An 18,875-nucleotide genomic window follows, 5' to 3' on the forward strand; every position below is an offset into this window, starting at 1 on the left:
GCCAAGGGTATTCAGCGTCTGTTGAAGGCATCGAGCGCTGCGCGGCCGGTGGCCGGGTCGTCGGTGAAGAAGCCATCGATGCCGGCGCGCAGAAACGCGCTGATCTCGGCGGCCAGGTCGCCCTGTTCGCTCGGCGATGCGGTAACGCCGCGCCGCAGCTCGGCCGGCAGGAAAGGGTTTTCAGGGCGGAAGGTGTAGGGATGCACAAACAGGCCCACAGCGTGCGCGTCAGCCACGAGCGATGTCGGCGTGTACAGGCGATTTCTGGCGGTGCGTGGAATCACCAGGTTTTTGTCGGGCCCGATCCCGCTGGCATAGCCGGCGACTTCGCGCAGGCCGGCGGCGCTGCCGATGTCGGCATAGGTGCGCGCGTCGCCTGCCAGCCGGAAGTCCTCGGGCCGGCCGCGTCCCGCCAGCAGTTGAACGGTGCGCAGGTCGGTCAACAAACGTATTTGCTTCAGGCTGGCCACCTCGAAGGACTGGATGAACACCGGCGCCGGGCGGTCTTGATAGCCATTGGCATGGAGCGCATCGACCAGCCGCTTTTCCAGCGGCAGGCCGATCGACCTGAAATAGCCCGGATGCTTGATCTCGGGGTAAAGGGCAATCGTCCGGCCGGTTTCCCGTGTCTGGGCTTTCGCCAGGTCGATCACAGCCTGCAATGTCGGCACCACGAAGCGGTCGTTGAAGGCCGTGCTGGCCGGGCGGTTCAGGGGAATGCGCTCGCGGGCGCGCAGCGTCTGCAGTTCGGCCAGCGTGAAATCCTCGGTGAACCAGCCGGTGGTGCTGACGTTGTCGATCAGCCTTGTCGCCTGGCGGTCGGCAAATTCCGGCTTGTCGGCGACGTTGGTGGTACCGGAGATTTCATTTTCATGCCGCGCGACCAGCACGCCGTCCCGGGTGCTGACCAGATCGGGCTCGATCGCGTCGGCGCCGTCGTCGATCGCCCGGGCATACGCTTCGAGCGTGTGCTCGGGGCGCAAGGCGCTGGCGCCCCGGTGGGCGATCACCAGTTTGCCGGGCAGTGGCGATGCACGGGTCTGCACACCGCCGGTCCAGCCGGGCAGGCCGACGCCGATGGCCCCCCACGCGAGGCAATGCCGCCGGTTCATGCCCACCCCGGGATTCAGCAGTCTGACACCATCTTCAGCCCGCAGCCATCTGCAACTGGACCTTGAAAAAGCCGACCGTGCGTTCCCAGGCGAGCTGGGCCGCTTGCGCGTCAAAGCGCGGCGTGGTGTCGTTGTTGAAACCGTGTTGCGTGCCGGCGTATTGGTGCATCTTGTATTTGGCGCCCGCCGCCTTCAGCGCGGCTTCGTACGCTGGCCAGGCGGCATTGATGCGCTCGTCCACGGCGGCCAGATGCGCCAGCAGCGGCGCCTTGGCCCTGGCCGCTTCAGCGGGCGCGGGGCTGTTGCCATAAAAAGGCACGGCCGCATGCAGCTCCGGCAGGCGTATGGCCAACTGGTGGACGATGCCGCCGCCATAGCAAAAGCCCACCGCGCCGAGCTTGCCCGTGGCGTCGGGTCGGGCATTGAGCCACAGGCTCGCGGCCAAAAAGTCCTCCATCGCCTTGGCCTGGTCCAGCGTGGCGAACAAGGTCCGGGCTTTTTCTTCGTCGCCCGGATAGCCGCCCACTGGCGTCAGTGCGTCGGGGGCAAACGCCATGAAGCCGTCCAGCGCCAGGCGCCGCGTGATGTCTTCAATGTGCGGGTTCAGGCCCCGGTTTTCGTGGATCACCAGAACTGCGGGCAATCTGGCCGTGCCCGCGCCGGCGGGGCGGGCCAGGTAGCCTTTGATGCTGCCATTGCCGGCGGGCGAGGGAACGCTCGGCCGCTCGGTCCTGAGCCGCGCATCGTCCTGCGGGACCTGCTGGCCCGCCGCAAAATTGGGGCTCAGCGCCGCCAGCAGGCCGACGGCGGTGACGCCCGCCGTGGCGAACTTTTGCGCTTTCACCAGAAAGCCGCGCCGGTCGAGGCTGCCGTGGACGTAGGCATCAAACAGAATCAGCAATTCCTGGTCAAAGTCTTGTGCGGTCAAGCGTGGCGGCATGGGGCGTTCCTTGGTTAAAAAAAATAGCAGAATACGCCGCGCGCCGACCAGCCGCCGCGCGGTCTGTTCATGGGCAGCAAGCCTTGGGGTTATCGCCGGGCGAGTCCGATGGAACGGCCTTGCCTGTGCCAGCGTGCCGGCGCGTTAGCATCATGGCTTTGCCAGGAGCCTCCATGCGCCAGCGCGCCAGCGAACCCCAAGCCTCGGTGGCCCTTTACTGGGACTTTGAAAACCTGCACGCCAGCCTGTGCGAAGCCCGTCAGGAGGGCGCCTACAGCAAGCAGGACAACCGCTTTCGGGTGCAGGAGCCGCTGATCGACATCCAGGCCGTGGTCGAGCTGGCGGCCTCATTCGGGCCGATCGCCATCAACCGCGCCTACTGCAACTGGCAGTATTTCAGCCGCTACCGCGATGCGCTGCTGCAGTGCGCGGTCGAGTTGATCCAGCTGTTCCCGCCCGGCGGCTCGGCCAAGAACGGCGCCGACATCAGCCTGTGCCTGGACGCGATGGAAGACATGGGCCGCTTCGGCCATATCGGCACGGTCATCATCGTCGGCGGCGACAGCGACTTCATGCCGGTGTCGCAAAAGGTCAAGGCCGCAGGCCGCAGCCTGGTCGGCATCGGCACCCGCAAATCGACCAACCGCCACTGGGCCAAGAGCTGCCACGCTTTCCATTACTACGAAAACCTGCTGGAAAACCTGCAGGCGCCGGGGCTGGCGGCCGCGCAACCGGCAGCGTCGCTTGCCGATGACGCCGCCGCCGGGCTGCTGACGCGCGCGATTCGCCTGCTGGCCCAGGCCCAGGGCGATGCCTGGGTCAGCCCGCAAGCCGTCTGGCAGATGATCCGACGGCTCGATTCGACCTTTGATGCGAAGGAGTACGGCCACGCGAATTTCCCGGCCATGCTGTCGGCCTTCAGCGCGCTGCTGGAAGTCAGCGAAGATGGCCAGCCGCCCCTGCTGCGGCTGCGCTGATGGGCGCTTTCAGGTGATCAAGGGACTATAAAAAAGATAGCTGCTTACGCAAGCTGGATATGCGGGAAGTGCCTTTTTTGTGCTGAAAACAGATCAATTCATGGCGCCATGCGTTCCATGGCCTTCACGACCGGCTGGGCGGCCCATCAGCCGGCGCAAGAATCCGGATATGTTCGGGGGGCAGCGCGTGTTCTTCCAGGTTGACGCCGGGGCCGCCCCGGTCGATGGCCAGGAAATCCGTGGTCGCGTGCAGCGACAGCAGCGGATGGTGCCAGGTGCCGCGCGCGTAGTTCACGCCCTGCCCGGGGGCCGCCAGGAAGCAGCGCAGAGCCTGCACGTCGGGCGCGTCGCCGCCGGGCGCCACGACCACCAGATAGGGCAGGGCTGCCAGCGGCATGAAGGCCTGGCTGCCCAGCGGGTGGCGTTCCAGCACGTTCAAAAAAAGAGGGAACTGGCGCGGATGCGAGCGAAAGATGCTGATCAGCGCCCGGGCGCCGTTGCCGGCCAGGTCAACACTGGCCAGGTCGTGGTAGCGCTCGGCATGGCCCTGGTTGACCTGGAAACGCTGGGCGCTGTCGCTGGCCTCGATGACATCGCCAAACGGCGCGAACGCGGCGGCGGTCAAGGGTTCAGGCGTCAGGATGCAGGGGTTCATGGCTAGCAGTCGATGTCTTCAAGACCGGTTTCAAAGGTTTCGCCGGCGCCCAGGCGCTGCTTGCCGCGCTTGCTGAAGGCCACGCCCATGGCCAGCGTCTGCGCCAGGCTCATGGCGGCGCACAGCGAGCGAAAACCCAGCAGCTCGGCATCGTTGACTTCCAGCACCAGGTCGGCGCCCTGCGCAATCGGGCTGAAGATCGAATTCGTCAGGGCCAGGCGCTTCACGCCACGCCGGCTCAGCTGCTGGCACACCTGCAGCGTGTCGCCGGCATACGGCGGAAAGCTGACGGCAATCAAAAGGTGGCCGGCGCCGGCAATCGAGGCCTGCTCGTTGATGCTGCCGCCCAGGCCGTTGATCTGCACCGTCGGGCAGCCGACCCGGTTCAGCGCGTAGGCCAGGTAGGCGGCCACGGCATACGACCGGCGCAGCCCCACCACATGCACCAGTGGAGCCTGCTCGATCAGCTCGATGGCGGCCTGCAGCGGCAGGCTGGCGGCGTCGGCGCGCAGATGCTCCAGCGACACCATGTTGGCCTGGCTGAACGCCTGCAGCACCTGCGCCGGATCGTCGGGGTTGTCCAGCGTCTGCTCGCCACCGAAGTGCCGGATGCGTTCCGGAAAGCTGGGTTTTCCGGCATGCTGCAGCGGCTCGCGAAACAGCCGCTGCAGGTCGCTGTAACCTTCGCAACCCAGGGACTGGGCCAGGCGGATGAAGGTCGCGGCAGCCACCTTGGACGTGCGTGCCAGCGTGGCCACGGGGTTGAGCGCCACTTCGTTGGGATGGTCCAGCGCATAGCGCGCGGCGGCGCGCAGGCGGGGCGTCAGCCTTTCGCTCTCGCGGCCGATCAGTTCGCGCAGCTCGGCCAGGTTGGCGGGCCGGGCGGGGCGGTCCGCTCTGGCGGGGCTGGCCGGTGCTGCGGACTGGACGGTGGGTGTCACGAAGATAGGGCCCGTGGTGGTTCAAAAAGCCTGCACGGTACCACGCGGCACGAAGCGGCCCATGCCTTCGCGGCCCAGCCATTGCTCGCCGTCGACGATCAGCTCGCCGCGCAGGAACACCTTTTTCACCTGGCCGCGCAGCGTTCGCCCCTCCAGCAGCGTGTAGTCGCACTGGCTGTGCAGGTGTTCGGCATGGATCACCTGCGTGGCGGCCGGGTCGAACAGCACCACGTCGGCATCGCTGCCGACGGCAATCGTGCCCTTTTTCGGGAACAGGCCGAACAATTTGGCCGGCGTGGTCGAGGTCAGCTGCACGAAGCGGTTCAGCGACAGCTTGCCCTGCATCACGCCGATGTCGAACAGGCTGACCAGCCGGGTCTCGATGCCGGGCGCGCCATTGGGGATTTTCGAGAAGTCATGCTGGCCGCTCATCTTCTGGCGCTGGTAGCCCAGGTGGCCTTCCTTCATGCAGAACGGGCAATGGTCGGTGGCGATCACCTGCAGGTCGTCGTAGCGCAGCGCGCGCCACAGGTGTTTCTGGTCATCCGATGTGCGCAGCGGCGGCGTCATGACGTACTTGGCAATCTCGAATTCGTCGCTGTTGTAGACCGAATCGTCAAACAGCAGGTAGTGCGGGCAGGTTTCGGCAAACACCGGAATGCCTTCGGCGCGCGCGGTGACGATGTGCTTGAGCGCCTGGTTCGACGAGACATGGACAAAGTAGATCTGCGCCTCGGCCAGCTCGGCCAGCCGGATGCCCCGGTGCGTGGCTTCGCCCTCCAGGATGGCGGGGCGCGTCAGCGCGTGGTAGCGCGGCGAGGTGTGGCCGGCCTCCAGCGCTTCCCTGATCAGGAGGTCGATCACCGTGCCGTTTTCGGCATGCAATGCCACCATGCCGCCGTCGGCGCCGACCTGGCGCAGCATCTGGAAAATCGCCGCATCGTCGGCCATCATCACGCCGGGGTAGGCCATGAACATCTTGAAGCTGGTCACGCCTTCATGCCGCATGGCGTGGCGCACGTCGGCCAGTACCTGCGCATCGACCCGCGTCACGATGACGTGCAGGCTGTAGTCGATGTTCACCTGCGGGTCGGCCAGGCGCTGCGCCCGCGCAATCGCTTCGAGCGGCGAGTCTTGGGCGGTCTGCAGGGCGAAGTCCACCACCGTGGTGGTGCCGCCGAAAGCCGCCGCCCGCGTGCCGCTGGCGAAGGTGTCGCAGGTAACCGTCGGGCCGATGATGTTTTGCAGGTGGACATGGGTGTCCACGCCGCCCGGCAGCACATACAGGCCGCTGGCGTCGATGATCCGGACGCCTTCGCCCACGGCCAGGTTTTTTCCGATGGCATGGATCACGCCGTCCTGCATCAGGACATCGGCGACGTAATCGTCGGTGGCCGTGATGACGCGGCCGTTGCGGATCAGGGTGGTGTTCATGCTGCCGGGCCTATGGCTTCGTCAAGGTGGCGGATCAGCCGGTCGATCTCTTCCAGGGTGTTGTAGTGCGCCATTGCAACCCGGACCACGCCGCCCTGGGCCTGCAGATCGAGCGCCTCGATCAGGCGTTTGGCGTAAAAGTCGCCAAAGCGGATGCCGATGTTGAACCGGTCCAGGTGGCGCACGATGGATTCGGAGGGGCGGCCCTTGACCATGAAGCTGATGGTCGGAACGCGCTCGCCGGGCGTCTGCACTGGCAGGCCGACGATGCGAACGCCTGCCTTGCCGCGCAGGTAGGACAGCAGCCGCTCGGCCAGCCGGTCTTCATGCTGTTCAAACAGGTCGAACGCCGCCTGCATCAATTGGCGCTGGCTGCCTGTGGCGCCGTGCGCCGTGCCCATGGCGCACAGGTAATCTGAAATGCCGATGCAGCCATATGACAGCTCATAGTTGACGTTGCCGGGCTGCAGCTTGTAGGGCAGCACCTCGGGGCCGATGAAGTAATGGTTCAGGCTGGGCAGTTGCAAGAGCATGTCGCGTTTGCCCCAGAGCACGGCAAAGTGCGGACCGAACACCTTGTAGAAGCTGAAGACATAGGCGTCCGCGCCGCTGGCCTGCACATCGACCAGGCGGTGCGGCGCATAGGCCACGGCATCGACCAGCAGCTTTGCGCCGGCAGCATGCACCAGTTTGGCCACCTGGGCCACCGGATTGACCGTGCCCAGGATGTTGGATGCATGCGTCATCGCCACCCAGCGGGTGCGCGGACTCAGGAGTTTTTGCAGGTCATCCAGGTCCAGCGCCAGCGAGTCGAGGTTGACGTTCCAGAACCTGATGACCGCACCGGCCTTTTCCAGCCGCGTCCAGCCGCCGATGTTGGCCTCGTGGTCGGTATTGGTGACGATGATCTCGTCGCCCGGCCGGATTCCCGGCAGCAGCGCCTGGGTGAACAAGAACATCAGGCTGGTCGAGGCGCTGCCCATCACGACTTCGTCCTCGTGCGCGGCATTGATCAGCTGCGCCACCGAACGCCGCGCCGCGATGACGCGCTCGCCGGCCGCGACCGATTCGGAATAGCTCGCGCCCAGCTGCACGCTGCTCGTCAGCAGGTAGTCGCGCACCCGGTCGGCGACGCGGGCAAGCACCTGTGAGCCGCCGGCGTTGTCCAGGAAGGTGTAGCCGCTGGCGAGCGCCGGAAATTCCGCGCGCACCAGGTCAAGGTTCAGTTCGGTTTGCATTGGGCTCATGGGTAGGTGCTTCGATTTCAATGGTTGACGATGGCATGCAGGAAGGCCTGGGTGCGCACTTCCCGGGGGTTGGTAAAGAATTCCGCTGGCCGGCCCTGCTCGATGACGCGGCCGGCTTCCATGAAGATGACGCGGTCGGCGACGCGCCGGGCAAAGCCCATTTCATGGGTGACGATGACCATGGTCACGCCGGACTTGGCGAGGTTCTGCATCACGTCGAGCACCTCGCCGACCATTTCCGGGTCGAGCGCCGAGGTCGGCTCGTCGAACAGCAGGACCTTGGGCTCCAGCGCCAGCGCGCGCGCAATCGCCACGCGCTGCTGCTGGCCGCCCGAAAGCTGCCCCGGCAGCTTGTGCGCGTGGTCGGCCAGGCCGACCTTGGCCAGCAGTTCGGCCGCCCGCAGGTCGGCAGCAGTCCGGCTCAGCCCGCGCACGCGCAGCGGCCCCAGCGCCACATTGCGCAAGGCCGTCAGGTGCGGAAAGAGGTTGAAGCTCTGGAACACCATGCCGACCTCGGCCCGCACCAGCGCCAGCGTCTTGCCGCGCACCACCGGCTGGCCATCGACGCAGATCTCGCCTTGCTGGTAGTCCTCCAGCAAATTGATGCAGCGGATCAGCGTGGACTTGCCCGAGCCCGACGGGCCGACGACCACGACCACCTCGCCCTCGGCAATCTCCAGGTTGATGTCGTGCAGCGCAATGAAGTCGCCGTAGCGCTTTTGCAGCTGGCTGATGCGGATCAGTGGCGGGGCGTTTTCGGATAGCGTCATGGCGACGTGGGGCGATGCGGTGGTGGAGGTCATCGGGTGGCGGCGCGGTGGCGCGCTTCAAAGTAGCCGACCAGCCGCACCAGCGGCAGCAGCAGCAGCAGGTAGAGCAGGGCGGCGCCGATCAGCGGCGTCGGGTTGGCGGCCAGCGCCTGCGCCTGCGTGGCCTGCTTGAGCAGGTCGGGCATGGCCACGACCGACGCCAGCGCGGTGTCCTTCAGCACATTGATGCAGTTGCTGGTCAGCGGCGGCACCACGATGCGAAAGGCCTGCGGCAGCACCACGTCGCGCATGGTGTCCAGGAAGTTCAGCCCCATGGCTTCGGATGCCTCGAACTGGCCCTTGGGCAGTGCCTCGATGCCCGAGCGGAAAATTTCGGCGGCATAGGCGCTTGATACCAGCGACAGCGTCAGCACCGTCGAGGCGAATGAGGACAGGCGAACGCCCACAAAAGGCAGGGCGTAATACACCAGCACCAGCAACACCAGGATCGGAATCGAGCGGAACACGTCGATGTAGATGCGGGCCGTGGCGCGCACCGGCGCCGGACCGTACAGCCTCACCAGCGCCAGCAGCAGCCCGCCGGCCAGGCCCAGCACGATGCTGATCGCACCCAGCATGACGGTGATGCCCAGGCCCTGCATCAGCATCGGCAGCGCGCCGCGCAGCACGCTCCAGTTGAAAAAGGTGTCGATCAAATCCATGCGTATGGGCCTGTTGGGTGGGTGGGGTCGTTGCCGGATTCAGGAAAAAAGCCGCGCACCGGCAGCCCTGGGCCGCCGGTGGCGATGGCCGCCTACAGCTTCGGAACGTCCATGACCTTGACGGTGGACGAGTCGGCCGGCGGCACGGTGCCAAACCATTTCTGGTGGGTTTTCGACACGAAGCCGTCCTTTTTCATTTCCGTCAGGATGTCGTTGAGCCGTGCGCCTTCAGGCCAGTTCTTCGCCGTCATGAACGAGTAACGCTCGCCGGTGGGAATGCGCGCGGCGATGCGGTATTGCGGCTTGTCCTTGATGTAGTACTCGACCGCCGGAATGTCGCTGATATAGCCGTCGATGCGCCGCGCCGCCAGGTCCAGCATGGCCGGGGCCAGGCCTTCATAGCGGGTGATGGTGGCAATCTTGTATTTGGCGGTGTTTTGCGTGGCGTACATGTCGCCGGTGGAACCGGTGTCCACGCCGATGGTCTTGCCGGCGGTGTCTTCCAGGCTGTTGATCTTGGTGGCTTTCAGCACCGACAGCGACTGGTCGCTGTCGTAGTAGGGCTGGGCAAAGGCCACCGATTCCAGGCGCTTGGGCGTGATGGTGATGGACGACACCGCAATCTGGATGCGGCCCGACTGCACCGCCGAGAACAGGCCGTTGAACGGAATGTTTTCGATCTGCACGGTCTTGCCGGCGCGCCGGGCGGCTTCGTTGACCAGGTCGATTTCAAAGCCGACGATCTTGCCGCTGGCGTCCTGGAATTCCCAGGGCACGTTGCCGACGTTGGCGCCCACTGTCCAGTCGGCGGCAAAAGCCGGGACGGCCGCAGAGGCAACCAGGGTGAGCATTGCGGCGCAGAGTTTGAATTTCATGCTGTCTGACTCCAGTGAATGGAAACGGTTGAAAAGGCAAGTGGCCGGCATGGCGGGAAGAAAAAAAAGCTGTCCGGTAGCCGTCACTCTAGCAGAGTAAATTATTTGATTCAATAATTTTTTAAAATGAATTATTTGCGCCAATATGGTGCGATGCTGTATTTTTTGCACGCTTCCAGTGCATCGATTGGAGGGCAAGACGAACAGTGGCCCGGACAGCATGCAGGCCGCCAGAGCGCATTGCTGATTCGTTTTTAACCAGAAAGCAGAAATTTCAGCATGAAATATGCCTCTGGCGCAGGCGTGTCGTGCGTGGGAAGCTATTAATTCAGTAGCGAAAGACGGTCAGGCGCCTTGTGCGCCGTGAGGGACGGCCGGGGAGATTTCGCGCTATGGCTATAGATTGATCTGACCGTTGCCCGCTGGCCAGGGGCTGAACGGGAAGGGCAGTTCTTCGCTGCCAAAGCTTTCAAACTCGGCGATTTGCAACAGGTAGCGGCCCAGGCTGCGGCCCAGCTGCTGCAGCCTCGGGTTGGGCGCGCTGGTGGCGGCGGCCAGCACCAGTTGCAGCACGCAAAGAAACAGCAGCACCGAGGCCGCCAGCTGGAACGCCGCCGCCAGCAGGATCATCAGCAGCGCCCGCACCCACAGCTTGCGGGGCGGCGGCGGGAGTGCGCGCATGTCGTCGGTCATGGGCGGCCTCCTAGCGCGTGATCAGCACGGGGATCAATGCGGCCGCCAGCACCTTGGCAGTCACGCTGCCGACCACCAGCCGCGCCAGGCCGGTGCGGCCGTGCGAACCCATGACGATCAGGTCGGCGCCTTCGTCCCTGGCGGTCGTCACAATGCCCTCGGACGCGGTCAGGTCCTCCGAGATGCGGGTGGCCAGCGCCACCGGCGCGCTGCCCTGGCCGCACAGGTCGGCGACCTTGGCATGCGCCTGCGTGGCGTGTTCATGGGCTGCGGACATATAGGACTGGAAACCCAGCGGATTGGATTCACCAATGCCCAGGTAGGGATAGGGATCGACCACATAAAGCGAGGTCAGCCGGGCGCCGTGGGTGCGGGCCATATCCACGGCGATCTGTGCGGCGTGCTCGGAAGCTGCGGAGCCGTCGGTGGCCAGGAGGATGTGCTTGAACATGTTTGGTTTCTTTCCTTGGTTTTAAAAATGGCTGGTGTTTGAAGAAAGTTCTGAAAGTTCAGAAATCCAAAACGCTCTTGTTCACCATGTCACAGCCGCCCGGTCAGGTCAAGTACCCCCGGTTTGCAAGGGTTAACGCCATCCGGCCGGTTCCAGCTTGGCATCCGGGGCTGTTATGGCGGTTCCGCGTTTCGCAAACAACACTGTTTTGCTGCAGATTGCAACAGGCGTTTCCGCTTGAGCTTGGCTCTGGCGCCCTCGGGCGGGTGATTTTCCTGTCGAGCCGTCTTTGTTGTTTTATATAAAAATTTACAAATCTGGACTATTACCCTGCCTGCTGAAAGCGCCTGTTTGATCAAGCCAGATTATTCAGCAAGCGCGTCAGTTGTAACTTTGCTGGCTTGCAGCGAGTTGAGGTCTGGCGGGGGCAAGCGTATAAATTCGCACATCGCGAATGAACGGCTCGATTGAAAACTTCCTTCGTGATGGCAGGACGTCCAATACCTGGAAGCCCTGAACCCAACCAGAGGAGACCTAATATGTCCGATCCTGTAGGGCCGGTTTTTGCCGGTGGCTTCGAAGAGTTTGTCATTCAGGACGAAGCGGGAGAGGGGCATACGCTGCTTTTCCTGCCGGATCGCAACAACGATGCCTTGCAGCGTGAGCGCAAACCCCCTGTTTTCTACTACATTCCGGAAAAAGTCCGGCTGGCGCGCAATGCCGCCAACAACGACTTCAAGTTCCGGCACATCCATTTTGTCGGCGTGTTCGACGAAAGCATCGCCGGCATCGACAAGGGCGAAACCTCGGGTGGCGTGCTGTCGCTGACCACCACCTCGCGCTTTCCGCCCAGTGTGCTGAAACAGGCTGAAACGCAGATTCTGGAGCGTTTCAGCGGCCGCAACGACAAATACTGGGGGCTGCGCACGCGCGTCGCCCCGCAAATCCGCATTGCCCCCATCACCTCCAACCAGACCGCGATTTCCAGCCTGGCGCCGGATTCGTCGGGCGCCACGCCCGGCATTGGCGCCAATGCCGGCGGTGGAGGCGGCGGCGGCGTGACCAACCCCACGCCTGGCGGCGGTGGCGGCGAACCCGGCGCGCCCGAAGGGCCGCGCAGCCGCGACTTCATGCAGCTCGGTACGCGTTCGCCTTGGGCACCCGTGCCGCACGGCCGCAATTTCCGTGGCGCGCAGCTTGACGCCTGGGCCTGGCGCATCCAGGGCAGCGGCCCGGGCTCCATCACCGGCGGCGAGAACGCCTATGGCGGCGTGATCGGCCCGATTCCCAGCGAGATCGTCTGGGCCGGCTTTCACGGCACCTACAGCCCGCTGTTCGTGACGCAAAACCTGATCATGCCGATGTGGTCGCAGCTGATGCGGGTGAAGATCGTCGGCAGCTGGGAGCGCATCTTCACGCACTTTTCTGCCCATGTGAACGCCCGCTACCTGTGGTTCTCCGCCGACATCAAGGCCGAGTTCAACAAGCTGCGGGTCAACGGCGACATCAAGGTCGAGGTCGATATCGACGGCACCATGCCGGGCGCGCAGGAAATGGAGAAGATGATCAACCAGCGCATCGACCTGATCGTCACGCAGTTCACCGAGCAGGCCAAGAAGGTGATTTTCGACCCGCCCCCACCGCAGGTCGAACCTGCGCAGGCATCCACCTCGGGCGGCGGCCTGTTCGGCTCGCTGTTCGGCTACAACGCCGGCCTGGCGCTGAAGTTCCGGCGCGACGAGACCCAGCTCGACCTGAAGTACGAGGAAACGCGCTACTTCCGCTACAACCAGCCGCATACCATTTCCAGCTCGCTCGAAGGCTTCTACAACGAGATCAAGAACGATCCCAAGGCCGAGGGCAAGTACTTCCAGCGCCTGGTGCTGGGCCAGATGAACCGCAAGCTGTTCCGCATCGTCAAGCCGGTGGTCAACTGGCCCGACAAGGCGCGCAACTGGGCCGGCGAGCCGGTGGCCTTCATCTCGGCGCAGGTCGGCTACCCGGACTCGGGCGGCGCGATTGGCTGGAAGCCCGCCACCTTCCAGAAGAGCGATTCGCCCGACCTGACCTTTCGCCCGGTGTGGATCCAGTGGCGCAAGGGCGAGGTGTCGAATCCGCCCGCCGCGTGGGAGCCTGACGCCACCTACATGAAGCGCAAGATCCACCTGCTGGAGCCACCGACCGAAAGCGAATTTCCGTTCTTTCACATCGATGTCGAGCAAAACGTGATCGACCTGGACCCCGGCGCCAATGGCACGCTGTCCAACGACAACATCATGGAAGCCCGCGCCGATTCGGCCGGAACGCTGGACGTCGGGCCGATTGCGCTCAGCGTCGAACTGCAGTCCACCGCCGAGATCGTCGAGGTGGAAATGCGCGCCAAGGGCCAGCGCACCGACGGCAAGAACCGGGCCGACAAGGTCACGCGGTTCAGGTTCCTGTCGTCCGACCAGCTGGAGCCGCGTTTCTGGCGCATCTACACCGGCCAGGCCGACTTCAAGACCGACTACCAGTACCGCGTCAATGTCACGGTGCGCGGCACGCTGACCGCCAAGGGCCAGGCGTGGACCGGGCCGTGGGAAAACGCCATCGGCAACGGCGCGATCATGATCAACGTGCCGATGGCCGATGACCCCGGCGTGACCAAGCGGGCACTCACGCAGCGTGAAATGTTCTCGGACGTGGTGGTGCGCGCCGCCGACGGGCTCGATGCCGGCGCAGGCGGAACCGGCGCGGGCACCGCAACGCCGCCGGCACCGCCGGATGCTGTTGGCGGCACGGGCCAGCCGCCACCGCCTCCCGGCGTCACGCCGGTGGAGCAGCCTCCCGTGGCGACGCCGGTGGCTGTTCAGCCGCCGTCGCCACCCACCGAGCCGCAGGCACCGCGCGAACGGCCATCTTTTGGCGAAGTCAGCGGCTACCGGGTCAGCGCCGATTCCGACGCGGTGGAAGGCTTCAGGCAAGACGACGGCTATGAATCGGCCAGGGGCGCCAAAGGCAAGGCCAACTCGCGCCAGACGGTGTCCAGCGGCGAAAGCCAGGACCCTGAAGGCTGGGTCAATACCTGAGCGGTTCCCAGGCGGCGCCGGGCAGGCGCCTTCAAACCAGGCGTCTGCCCGGCCGTATCGGATGAATTACCCAAGCGGGGTGGTCTATGACAATGCCCTCAACCCTCAGCCCTTCGCCGCTGCAAAGGCCTGTGGCCGAGCCGGCGATGCAGCGGCCAGCCGAGCCGGTCCGGCCCCCGGATGGCGCGCGCGGCAATCCCCGGCACCACGGCATTCTGGAAGTTCCGCAACTGGTGGCGGGCAAGACCTCGCCGATGTTCTCGCTGGTGCTGCTGTTGTCGCGCGCCCCTGGTGCCGGTGATGACTCGATCCGCCCGCTGCTCATTTCAAGCTACCTCGGCATGGAGCTGAGCTACCGGCTGCCAGCGGCCAGCGCCGAGTCCGCGCAGGCGCAGCCGGTCTTTGCGCGCCAGGCGCGCATGTCGCTGCATTGCGCCGGACAGCCGGCCTTTGCCACGGCCAGCCTGAGCGCGCCGCTGCTGCGCGGCGCGCTGCACACGCCGCTCAACCGCGAGCAAACCCTGGCGGTGCTCGATGCGCTCAATGACGTACACGGCCTGCTGGAGCTGAAGGCCCATGTCGAATACCGCGCCGCCGCGCCGGCCTTCACCTTTGCGCAAGGCGTGTCGCCCGCCGAGCTGTGGGACCGGCTCAAGGCGGTGGCGCTGGAGGGTACGCTGGCGGAAAACGCCTTTCAGCAGGTTTTCGATCAGTTGCGGCTCGCGCCCGAGCTGTTTCCCGCCTTTCGCCGGGCCTGCGACAGCCTGCTGGTGCCCAGCCTGGAGGGCGCCCAGTTGGGCCGCCGTCCGGCACCCGGTTCCAGCTGCCTGGAAGAAGAAGAAGAAGAAGGGCGCCTGCGCTTCATCGATGTCTCTTGCCCGCTTCAGGCCGTGCTGGGCAATGCCTTGAGCCCCGCCGACCGGGCGGCCTGCATCAGCGTGGTCGGCCCGTCGGGCAACCTGCAGGGCGGCCCTGCGCTCGAAACCTTGACGCGCAGCAGTTCGCGCGCCAGCCGGGGCGCGGTCGGCATGGGCGCGATGCTCGCGGGCAGCCGGATCCAGACCGTGGCCGCCACCTTGAAGCCTTCGCAGCAGCCCTTGGCCACGTCGCATCTCATCTCCACCCAGGCCATCCGCATCCAGGAGCCGGTTGCCGGCACCGGGACGGTTTCAACCCCGGCCGTGGCGCAGGTGGCGCACTTCCTGCTGCCCGAGGCGGTTTTCGTTCGTCCCGACCTGGTCGCCGTGTCGCTTCCCGTCCTGGGCGATCTCAATGCCCCGCTGCTGAGCGACAGGAATAACCCGAACCTGCGCTGGTACCTGCCGGCCATCACCCTGGTGCGGCCTGCGGCCAGCGAGGCACCGGACGGCAGCCCGTTTCTGTTTGAATTCGAACGCATCGGCACCAGCGCATCGGGCCGGCCGGCCATTCGCGCCAGCCTGCGCTTCACGCTGGAGCTGTCCCCTTCGGCGGCCACCAGCGCCGCGCTGGCGGCCAACCCTTCTTTCACGGCCCGCATGATCGAGCCCGTCGAGCCCTCGGTCACGCTGAGCGTTCCTTATATAGACGACGCCTCCGGCGTGCTCAAAAGGGCCAGCTGCCGGGGCGCCGTGGTGCGTTCGGGCAATCGGCTGCAGGTCACGGTCGAACTGATGAACGACGCCGCCCGCACCGCCTATGGTTCGCTGTCCACGGCCGGCTTTCAGAGCGAGCCTGCGCGGCTGGAGGCGGCTTTCCAGTTTTCCGGCTATGCGCCGGTGCTGGACCGGACGCAGCTGGTGCTGGGCGGCAAGATTTCCAGCGCGGTGCTGGTGGCCAAATCGCGGGCCGATGCCGACAGCATTGTGGTGGCCACGGGCGGGCGCGAGTTTGTCATGCGGCCCGGTGCGCTTCAGGCGACCAAACCCCATCTCGCCAGCCTCACGCTGGCCGGGCGCATCACCAGCTCGACCGCCGCCATTGCCCTGCCGTCGAAGTTTCAATACGTCCAGCGCACCACCATCCGTCAGCAGTCGCTTGACGCGTTTTTCTCGTGCGCCGAACTGGGCGCTTTCTACCGCGAAAAGCAGGCGGCGGCCACGGTGTCGATTGGCTGCGCCGAAGCCTTTCGCCTGGGCCAGGCCTCGTCGCTGGCCTACCAGGAAGTGGCCGCGCTGAACCGGCCGAATTACCGCGTGTTTCGCAACCTCAGGCAGCCCGGCCGTTTTCTTCTAGTGCCGCTGCGCTACGAGATCACCCGCTACGCGCCCGGCACGCCGGAGCGCGAATACCGCCCGGCGCTGATCGTCTATGCGGCGCTGGACGCCGACCAGCCGGCCAACAACCGCATCCGCTTCGAGGCCATGCTCGGCCCGTCGCTCTCGCCCTACGAGGTGGAAGACCTGCGCCGCCGGCTCTTGGCGGAGGCCGCCAGCCCGGTACTCGAACTTCCGAACATGCTGGCCCAGCGCACCGAATTCAGCTGGAATCTGACCTCGACGCCGCCCATCGAAGCCGTCACCTCGGCCACGCCCGAATGCCTGCACACGGCGCTGTCCACCGACCTGAGCAGCGCCTTGCTGCTGAAAACCGTGATCCAGAACACCGGCTTGAGCGGCGCTGCCCGCTTTGTGCTGGAAGACGGCAGCGTGGTCACGTCGGCGCTGTCGGTGCAACTGGGGCGGATCACCGGGCCATGGATGCACGGCGCCATCGCTTTGCTGCCCAAGGGCGATCAGCTGCAATTGACCAACCGGGTTGAAGGCTCTGTGGCGGTGAATGATGTTTATTTGTTCAACGGGCCGGCCGAGCCGGTTCGTATCGCGGTGGAGGCGACGCTGGCGCCTGGCGCCTCGATAGACATTGCCGCGCCCGCCGGCTACACGGCGGCTTATGCCGATGCTGTGCTGCTCACCGACGGCAACCCGAGCTTTGAAGAAGTCCGCGCCATGATCGAGGAGATTGAATGCAACGTCGTGTTCCTCGACATGGTCAATTACGAAAACCACGGCCTGACCCGGCTCGACCTCGACGCCCGGCTGCAGGGCGTGCCGGGCGTTTACCGGGTCGGCATGGACAGCCGTCGCGGCGCGGTCAATTTTCTGCTGCCGCTGACGACTTACCTAGCGGCGCGCATCGTCGAGTTCCAGGTGACCAAGGTCTTTCCCGGCAAGCCTGCGGAACTGGTGCCATGGCAGGCCTGGGACATGCAGGTCCGCAGCAACATCGTCACCCTGACGGCGGACATGATTTCCGTCTAACCGAAGACAACCCAAGGAGCGCTCAAATGGCAAAAGGAATCGCTGTCAATATCGGGCTGAATTTTGTCAACCCGGCCGCCTACAACGGATGGGACGGGGCGCTGGCGGGCTGCATCAACGACGCCCGAGACATGAACCAGATCGCCACCCAGCTCGGCTACACCGCGACGATGCTGACCGACGCGCAGGCCACCGCTTCGGAAGTGACGCGCGTCATCGGCCAGGCGGCTCGCCAGCTGGCGGCGGGCGACATCTGCCTGGTGAGCTACTCCGGGCACGGCTCGCAGATTAACGACGTGACCGGCGACGAGCCCGACGGAAAGGATGAAACCTGGGTGCTCTGGGACCGCCAGCTGCTCGACGATGAACTGAACGGCCTGTGGTCCAGCTTTGCCGCCGGCGTGCGCATCTTCCTGCTGTCCGACAGCTGCCACAGCGGAACGGTGGCGCGCGTCATGAGCTTTCAGAAAAAGTTCAAGAGCGCCGAATTCGCCGCCCAGTACGGCCGCCCGGTGAATGCGCCGCCCCGCGTTCGCGCCGCCGATCCGGCCGCCGTCCATGCCAACTACCTGGCCAACAAAAGCAACTACGAGGTCAGCCAGTGGACGCACCGCGCGTCGGTCAATGCCAGCGTGACGCTGATTTCGGGCTGCCAGGACAACCAGCTGTCGTCCGACGGCGACGCCAACGGCCTGTTCACCCAGCGCCTGAAGGAGGTCTGGAACGGCGGGGCTTTCAGCGGCAGCTATGCCCAGTTCCATTCGGCCATCGTGGCCCGCATGCCGTCGGACCAGACGCCCAATTTATTCCGCTCGGGCGTGAGCAATCCAGCCTTCGATGCGGAAAAGCCGTTCACGATTGGAACCGGCAGCGCGGGCGGCGGCACGGGCAGCGGCGGCCTGTCGATCTCGGCGCCGTCTTCCTTTGCCAACGGCGCCACGCCCGTCACCTTTGCGGTGTCGGTGCCGTCGGGGCAGTACTTCGCGGTGGAAGTCGCCACCGAGGCCGGGCTGTTCAACAGCACGGCCAATGGCGGGCAGCGCAACGACAACAATTTCTACGCCTCGTGGAAGGTCAGCCCGTTCCGCCAGGACAGCTCGTTCACCGTGCCGCTGGACGCCTGGAATCGCCTGCGCCAGGGCGCTTCACGGCTTTACTACCGGCTCTGGTGTACTTCCAGTCCGACCGCCTGGGTGAATTACCGCGTTACGACAACCGACAGCAATGCGCAGGCTGCGCCGAGCTTGACTCTGACGACGCAAAGCCAGCCCGGCAGCGGCGGAGGCGACACGCCCGCCATCACTGCGCCCACCGCCTTCCCGGCCAACGGCGCGGCGCCGCGCTTCCAGGTCAACCCGGGGGCTGGCCGCTATTACGCGGTCGAGGTGTCCACCAACAGCTGGTACTTCACCGACCAGTACAGCGCGCAGCGCAACGACAACAATTTCTACGGCTCGTGGAAAGTCTCGCCCTTCCAGTCGTCGGCGCTGTACCCGGCGGGCTACACGCTGCCCGCTGAAGTGTGGAGCCGGCTACGCGACAACGCCACGAACGGCCGGCTCTACTACCGCATGTGGTGGACCGAGTCGCCCACGCAATGGGTCGGGCATGGCTGCACCACGCCCAACAGTTCAGGCCAGAATGCGCCGAGCTTTGCGCTGTCGCGTGAGTTCGACATGGAAGCGTTCGCGCAGTCGGGCAAGTGAGGCTATTGACAGGGAAGGCGCTCACCCCCAAACCAAAGAAGAACCCACCCAAAGCCCAAAAATATG

Annotated in this window: 15 protein-coding genes; 4 read left to right on the forward strand and 11 right to left on the reverse strand. The window is 65.2% G+C overall.

Translation table 11 applies throughout. From position 1 onward, the window contains the following. Nucleotides 1–11: 11 nt before the first annotated feature. Together EC86_RS0104685 and EC86_RS0104690 are read right to left on the reverse strand one after the other, a co-directional pair. On the reverse strand, nucleotides 12–1,112 hold the full coding sequence (locus tag EC86_RS0104685; RefSeq protein ID WP_084181157.1) for a glycerophosphodiester phosphodiesterase: 1,101 nt from the start codon (nucleotides 1,110–1,112) through the stop codon (nucleotides 12–14). Nucleotides 1,113–1,146: 34 nt separating this feature from the next. Next, nucleotides 1,147–2,052: a dienelactone hydrolase family protein gene (locus EC86_RS0104690; protein ID WP_029524526.1), complete on the reverse strand. Its 906-nt coding sequence runs from the start codon at nucleotides 2,050–2,052 to the stop codon at nucleotides 1,147–1,149. Nucleotides 2,053–2,204: 152 nt separating this feature from the next. On the opposite strand from EC86_RS0104690, the gene EC86_RS0104695 reads away from it, so the two are divergent. Then, nucleotides 2,205–3,029 (forward strand): NYN domain-containing protein, encoded by an 825-nt coding sequence (locus EC86_RS0104695; RefSeq protein WP_232229792.1) that lies wholly within the window; start codon nucleotides 2,205–2,207, stop codon nucleotides 3,027–3,029. A 124-nt stretch (nucleotides 3,030–3,153) separates the two neighbouring features. On the opposite strand, the gene EC86_RS0104700 is transcribed toward EC86_RS0104695, so the two are convergent. From EC86_RS0104700 to EC86_RS0104740, 9 genes are all read right to left on the reverse strand, one after another. After that, the gene (locus tag EC86_RS0104700) at nucleotides 3,154–3,684 is read right to left on the reverse strand and encodes an ureidoglycolate lyase (protein ID WP_029524528.1); all 531 of its coding nucleotides are present in this window, start codon (nucleotides 3,682–3,684) and stop codon (nucleotides 3,154–3,156) included. A gap of 2 nt (nucleotides 3,685–3,686) precedes the next feature. Next, nucleotides 3,687–4,625: a MurR/RpiR family transcriptional regulator gene (locus EC86_RS0104705; RefSeq protein WP_051675722.1), complete on the reverse strand. Its 939-nt coding sequence runs from the start codon at nucleotides 4,623–4,625 to the stop codon at nucleotides 3,687–3,689. Between the two features lie 21 nt (nucleotides 4,626–4,646). Further along, the gene (hydA, locus tag EC86_RS0104710; protein ID WP_029524530.1) at nucleotides 4,647–6,059 is read right to left on the reverse strand and encodes a dihydropyrimidinase; all 1,413 of its coding nucleotides are present in this window, start codon (nucleotides 6,057–6,059) and stop codon (nucleotides 4,647–4,649) included. After that, the gene (locus EC86_RS0104715) at nucleotides 6,056–7,306 is read right to left on the reverse strand and encodes a cysteine desulfurase-like protein (RefSeq protein WP_029524531.1); all 1,251 of its coding nucleotides are present in this window, start codon (nucleotides 7,304–7,306) and stop codon (nucleotides 6,056–6,058) included. Before EC86_RS0104715 ends, hydA begins: the two co-directional genes overlap by 4 nt. 17 nt (nucleotides 7,307–7,323) lie before the next feature. Beyond that, on the reverse strand, nucleotides 7,324–8,109 hold the full coding sequence (locus tag EC86_RS0104720; protein WP_084181158.1) for an amino acid ABC transporter ATP-binding protein: 786 nt from the start codon (nucleotides 8,107–8,109) through the stop codon (nucleotides 7,324–7,326). Continuing rightward, nucleotides 8,106–8,777: an amino acid ABC transporter permease gene (locus tag EC86_RS0104725; protein WP_029524533.1), complete on the reverse strand. Its 672-nt coding sequence runs from the start codon at nucleotides 8,775–8,777 to the stop codon at nucleotides 8,106–8,108. Before EC86_RS0104725 ends, EC86_RS0104720 begins: the two co-directional genes overlap by 4 nt. 92 nt (nucleotides 8,778–8,869) lie before the next feature. Continuing rightward, complete coding sequence (locus EC86_RS0104730) at nucleotides 8,870–9,652, reverse strand: transporter substrate-binding domain-containing protein (RefSeq protein ID WP_029524534.1); 783 nt, start codon at nucleotides 9,650–9,652, stop codon at nucleotides 8,870–8,872. Between the two features lie 396 nt (nucleotides 9,653–10,048). Further along, nucleotides 10,049–10,345, reverse strand: a complete 297-nt coding sequence (locus EC86_RS0104735) for a DUF4389 domain-containing protein (RefSeq protein ID WP_029524535.1) — start codon at nucleotides 10,343–10,345, stop codon at nucleotides 10,049–10,051. Between the two features lie 10 nt (nucleotides 10,346–10,355). Beyond that, entirely contained in the window at nucleotides 10,356–10,796 is a 441-nt protein-coding gene (locus tag EC86_RS0104740) for a universal stress protein (protein WP_029524536.1), read from the reverse strand. 539 nt (nucleotides 10,797–11,335) lie between these two features. Here EC86_RS0104740 and EC86_RS0104745 point away from each other — a divergent pair. The 3 genes from EC86_RS0104745 (at nucleotide 11,336) to EC86_RS26920 (ending at nucleotide 18,809) form a co-directional block, all read left to right on the forward strand. After that, nucleotides 11,336–13,864, forward strand: coding sequence for a hypothetical protein (locus EC86_RS0104745; protein WP_029524537.1), 2,529 nt, complete (start codon nucleotides 11,336–11,338; stop codon nucleotides 13,862–13,864). A gap of 86 nt (nucleotides 13,865–13,950) precedes the next feature. Beyond that, nucleotides 13,951–17,103, forward strand: a complete 3,153-nt coding sequence (locus EC86_RS0104750) for a hypothetical protein (protein WP_156955215.1) — start codon at nucleotides 13,951–13,953, stop codon at nucleotides 17,101–17,103. Nucleotides 17,104–17,129: 26 nt separating this feature from the next. Beyond that, on the forward strand, nucleotides 17,130–18,809 hold the full coding sequence (locus EC86_RS26920; protein ID WP_051675723.1) for a caspase family protein: 1,680 nt from the start codon (nucleotides 17,130–17,132) through the stop codon (nucleotides 18,807–18,809). Nucleotides 18,810–18,875: the final 66 nt, after the last annotated feature.

The sequence above is a fragment of the Polaromonas glacialis genome, assembly GCF_000709345.1.
Taxonomy (GTDB): Bacteria; Pseudomonadota; Gammaproteobacteria; order Burkholderiales; family Burkholderiaceae_C; genus Polaromonas; species Polaromonas glacialis.

What these genes read in the sequence shown, in the direction of transcription:
- EC86_RS0104685 (WP_084181157.1), bottom strand. Translation starts at nt 1,112, where the DNA reads ATGAACCGGCGGCATTGCCTCGCGTGGGGGGCCATCGGCGTCGGCCTG.
- EC86_RS0104690 (WP_029524526.1), bottom strand. Translation starts at nt 2,052, where the DNA reads ATGCCGCCACGCTTGACCGCACAAGACTTTGACCAGGAATTGCTGATT.
- EC86_RS0104695 (WP_232229792.1), top strand. Translation starts at nt 2,205, where the DNA reads ATGGCTTTGCCAGGAGCCTCCATGCGCCAGCGCGCCAGCGAACCCCAA.
- EC86_RS0104700 (WP_029524528.1), bottom strand. Translation starts at nt 3,684, where the DNA reads ATGAACCCCTGCATCCTGACGCCTGAACCCTTGACCGCCGCCGCGTTC.
- hydA (WP_029524530.1), bottom strand. Translation starts at nt 6,059, where the DNA reads ATGAACACCACCCTGATCCGCAACGGCCGCGTCATCACGGCCACCGAC.
- EC86_RS0104715 (WP_029524531.1), bottom strand. Translation starts at nt 7,306, where the DNA reads ATGAGCCCAATGCAAACCGAACTGAACCTTGACCTGGTGCGCGCGGAA.
- EC86_RS0104720 (WP_084181158.1), bottom strand. Translation starts at nt 8,109, where the DNA reads ATGACCTCCACCACCGCATCGCCCCACGTCGCCATGACGCTATCCGAA.
- EC86_RS0104725 (WP_029524533.1), bottom strand. Translation starts at nt 8,777, where the DNA reads ATGGATTTGATCGACACCTTTTTCAACTGGAGCGTGCTGCGCGGCGCG.
- EC86_RS0104730 (WP_029524534.1), bottom strand. Translation starts at nt 9,652, where the DNA reads ATGAAATTCAAACTCTGCGCCGCAATGCTCACCCTGGTTGCCTCTGCG.
- EC86_RS0104735 (WP_029524535.1), bottom strand. Translation starts at nt 10,345, where the DNA reads ATGACCGACGACATGCGCGCACTCCCGCCGCCGCCCCGCAAGCTGTGG.
- EC86_RS0104740 (WP_029524536.1), bottom strand. Translation starts at nt 10,796, where the DNA reads ATGTTCAAGCACATCCTCCTGGCCACCGACGGCTCCGCAGCTTCCGAG.
- EC86_RS0104745 (WP_029524537.1), top strand. Translation starts at nt 11,336, where the DNA reads ATGTCCGATCCTGTAGGGCCGGTTTTTGCCGGTGGCTTCGAAGAGTTT.
- EC86_RS0104750 (WP_156955215.1), top strand. Translation starts at nt 13,951, where the DNA reads ATGACAATGCCCTCAACCCTCAGCCCTTCGCCGCTGCAAAGGCCTGTG.
- EC86_RS26920 (WP_051675723.1), top strand. Translation starts at nt 17,130, where the DNA reads ATGGCAAAAGGAATCGCTGTCAATATCGGGCTGAATTTTGTCAACCCG.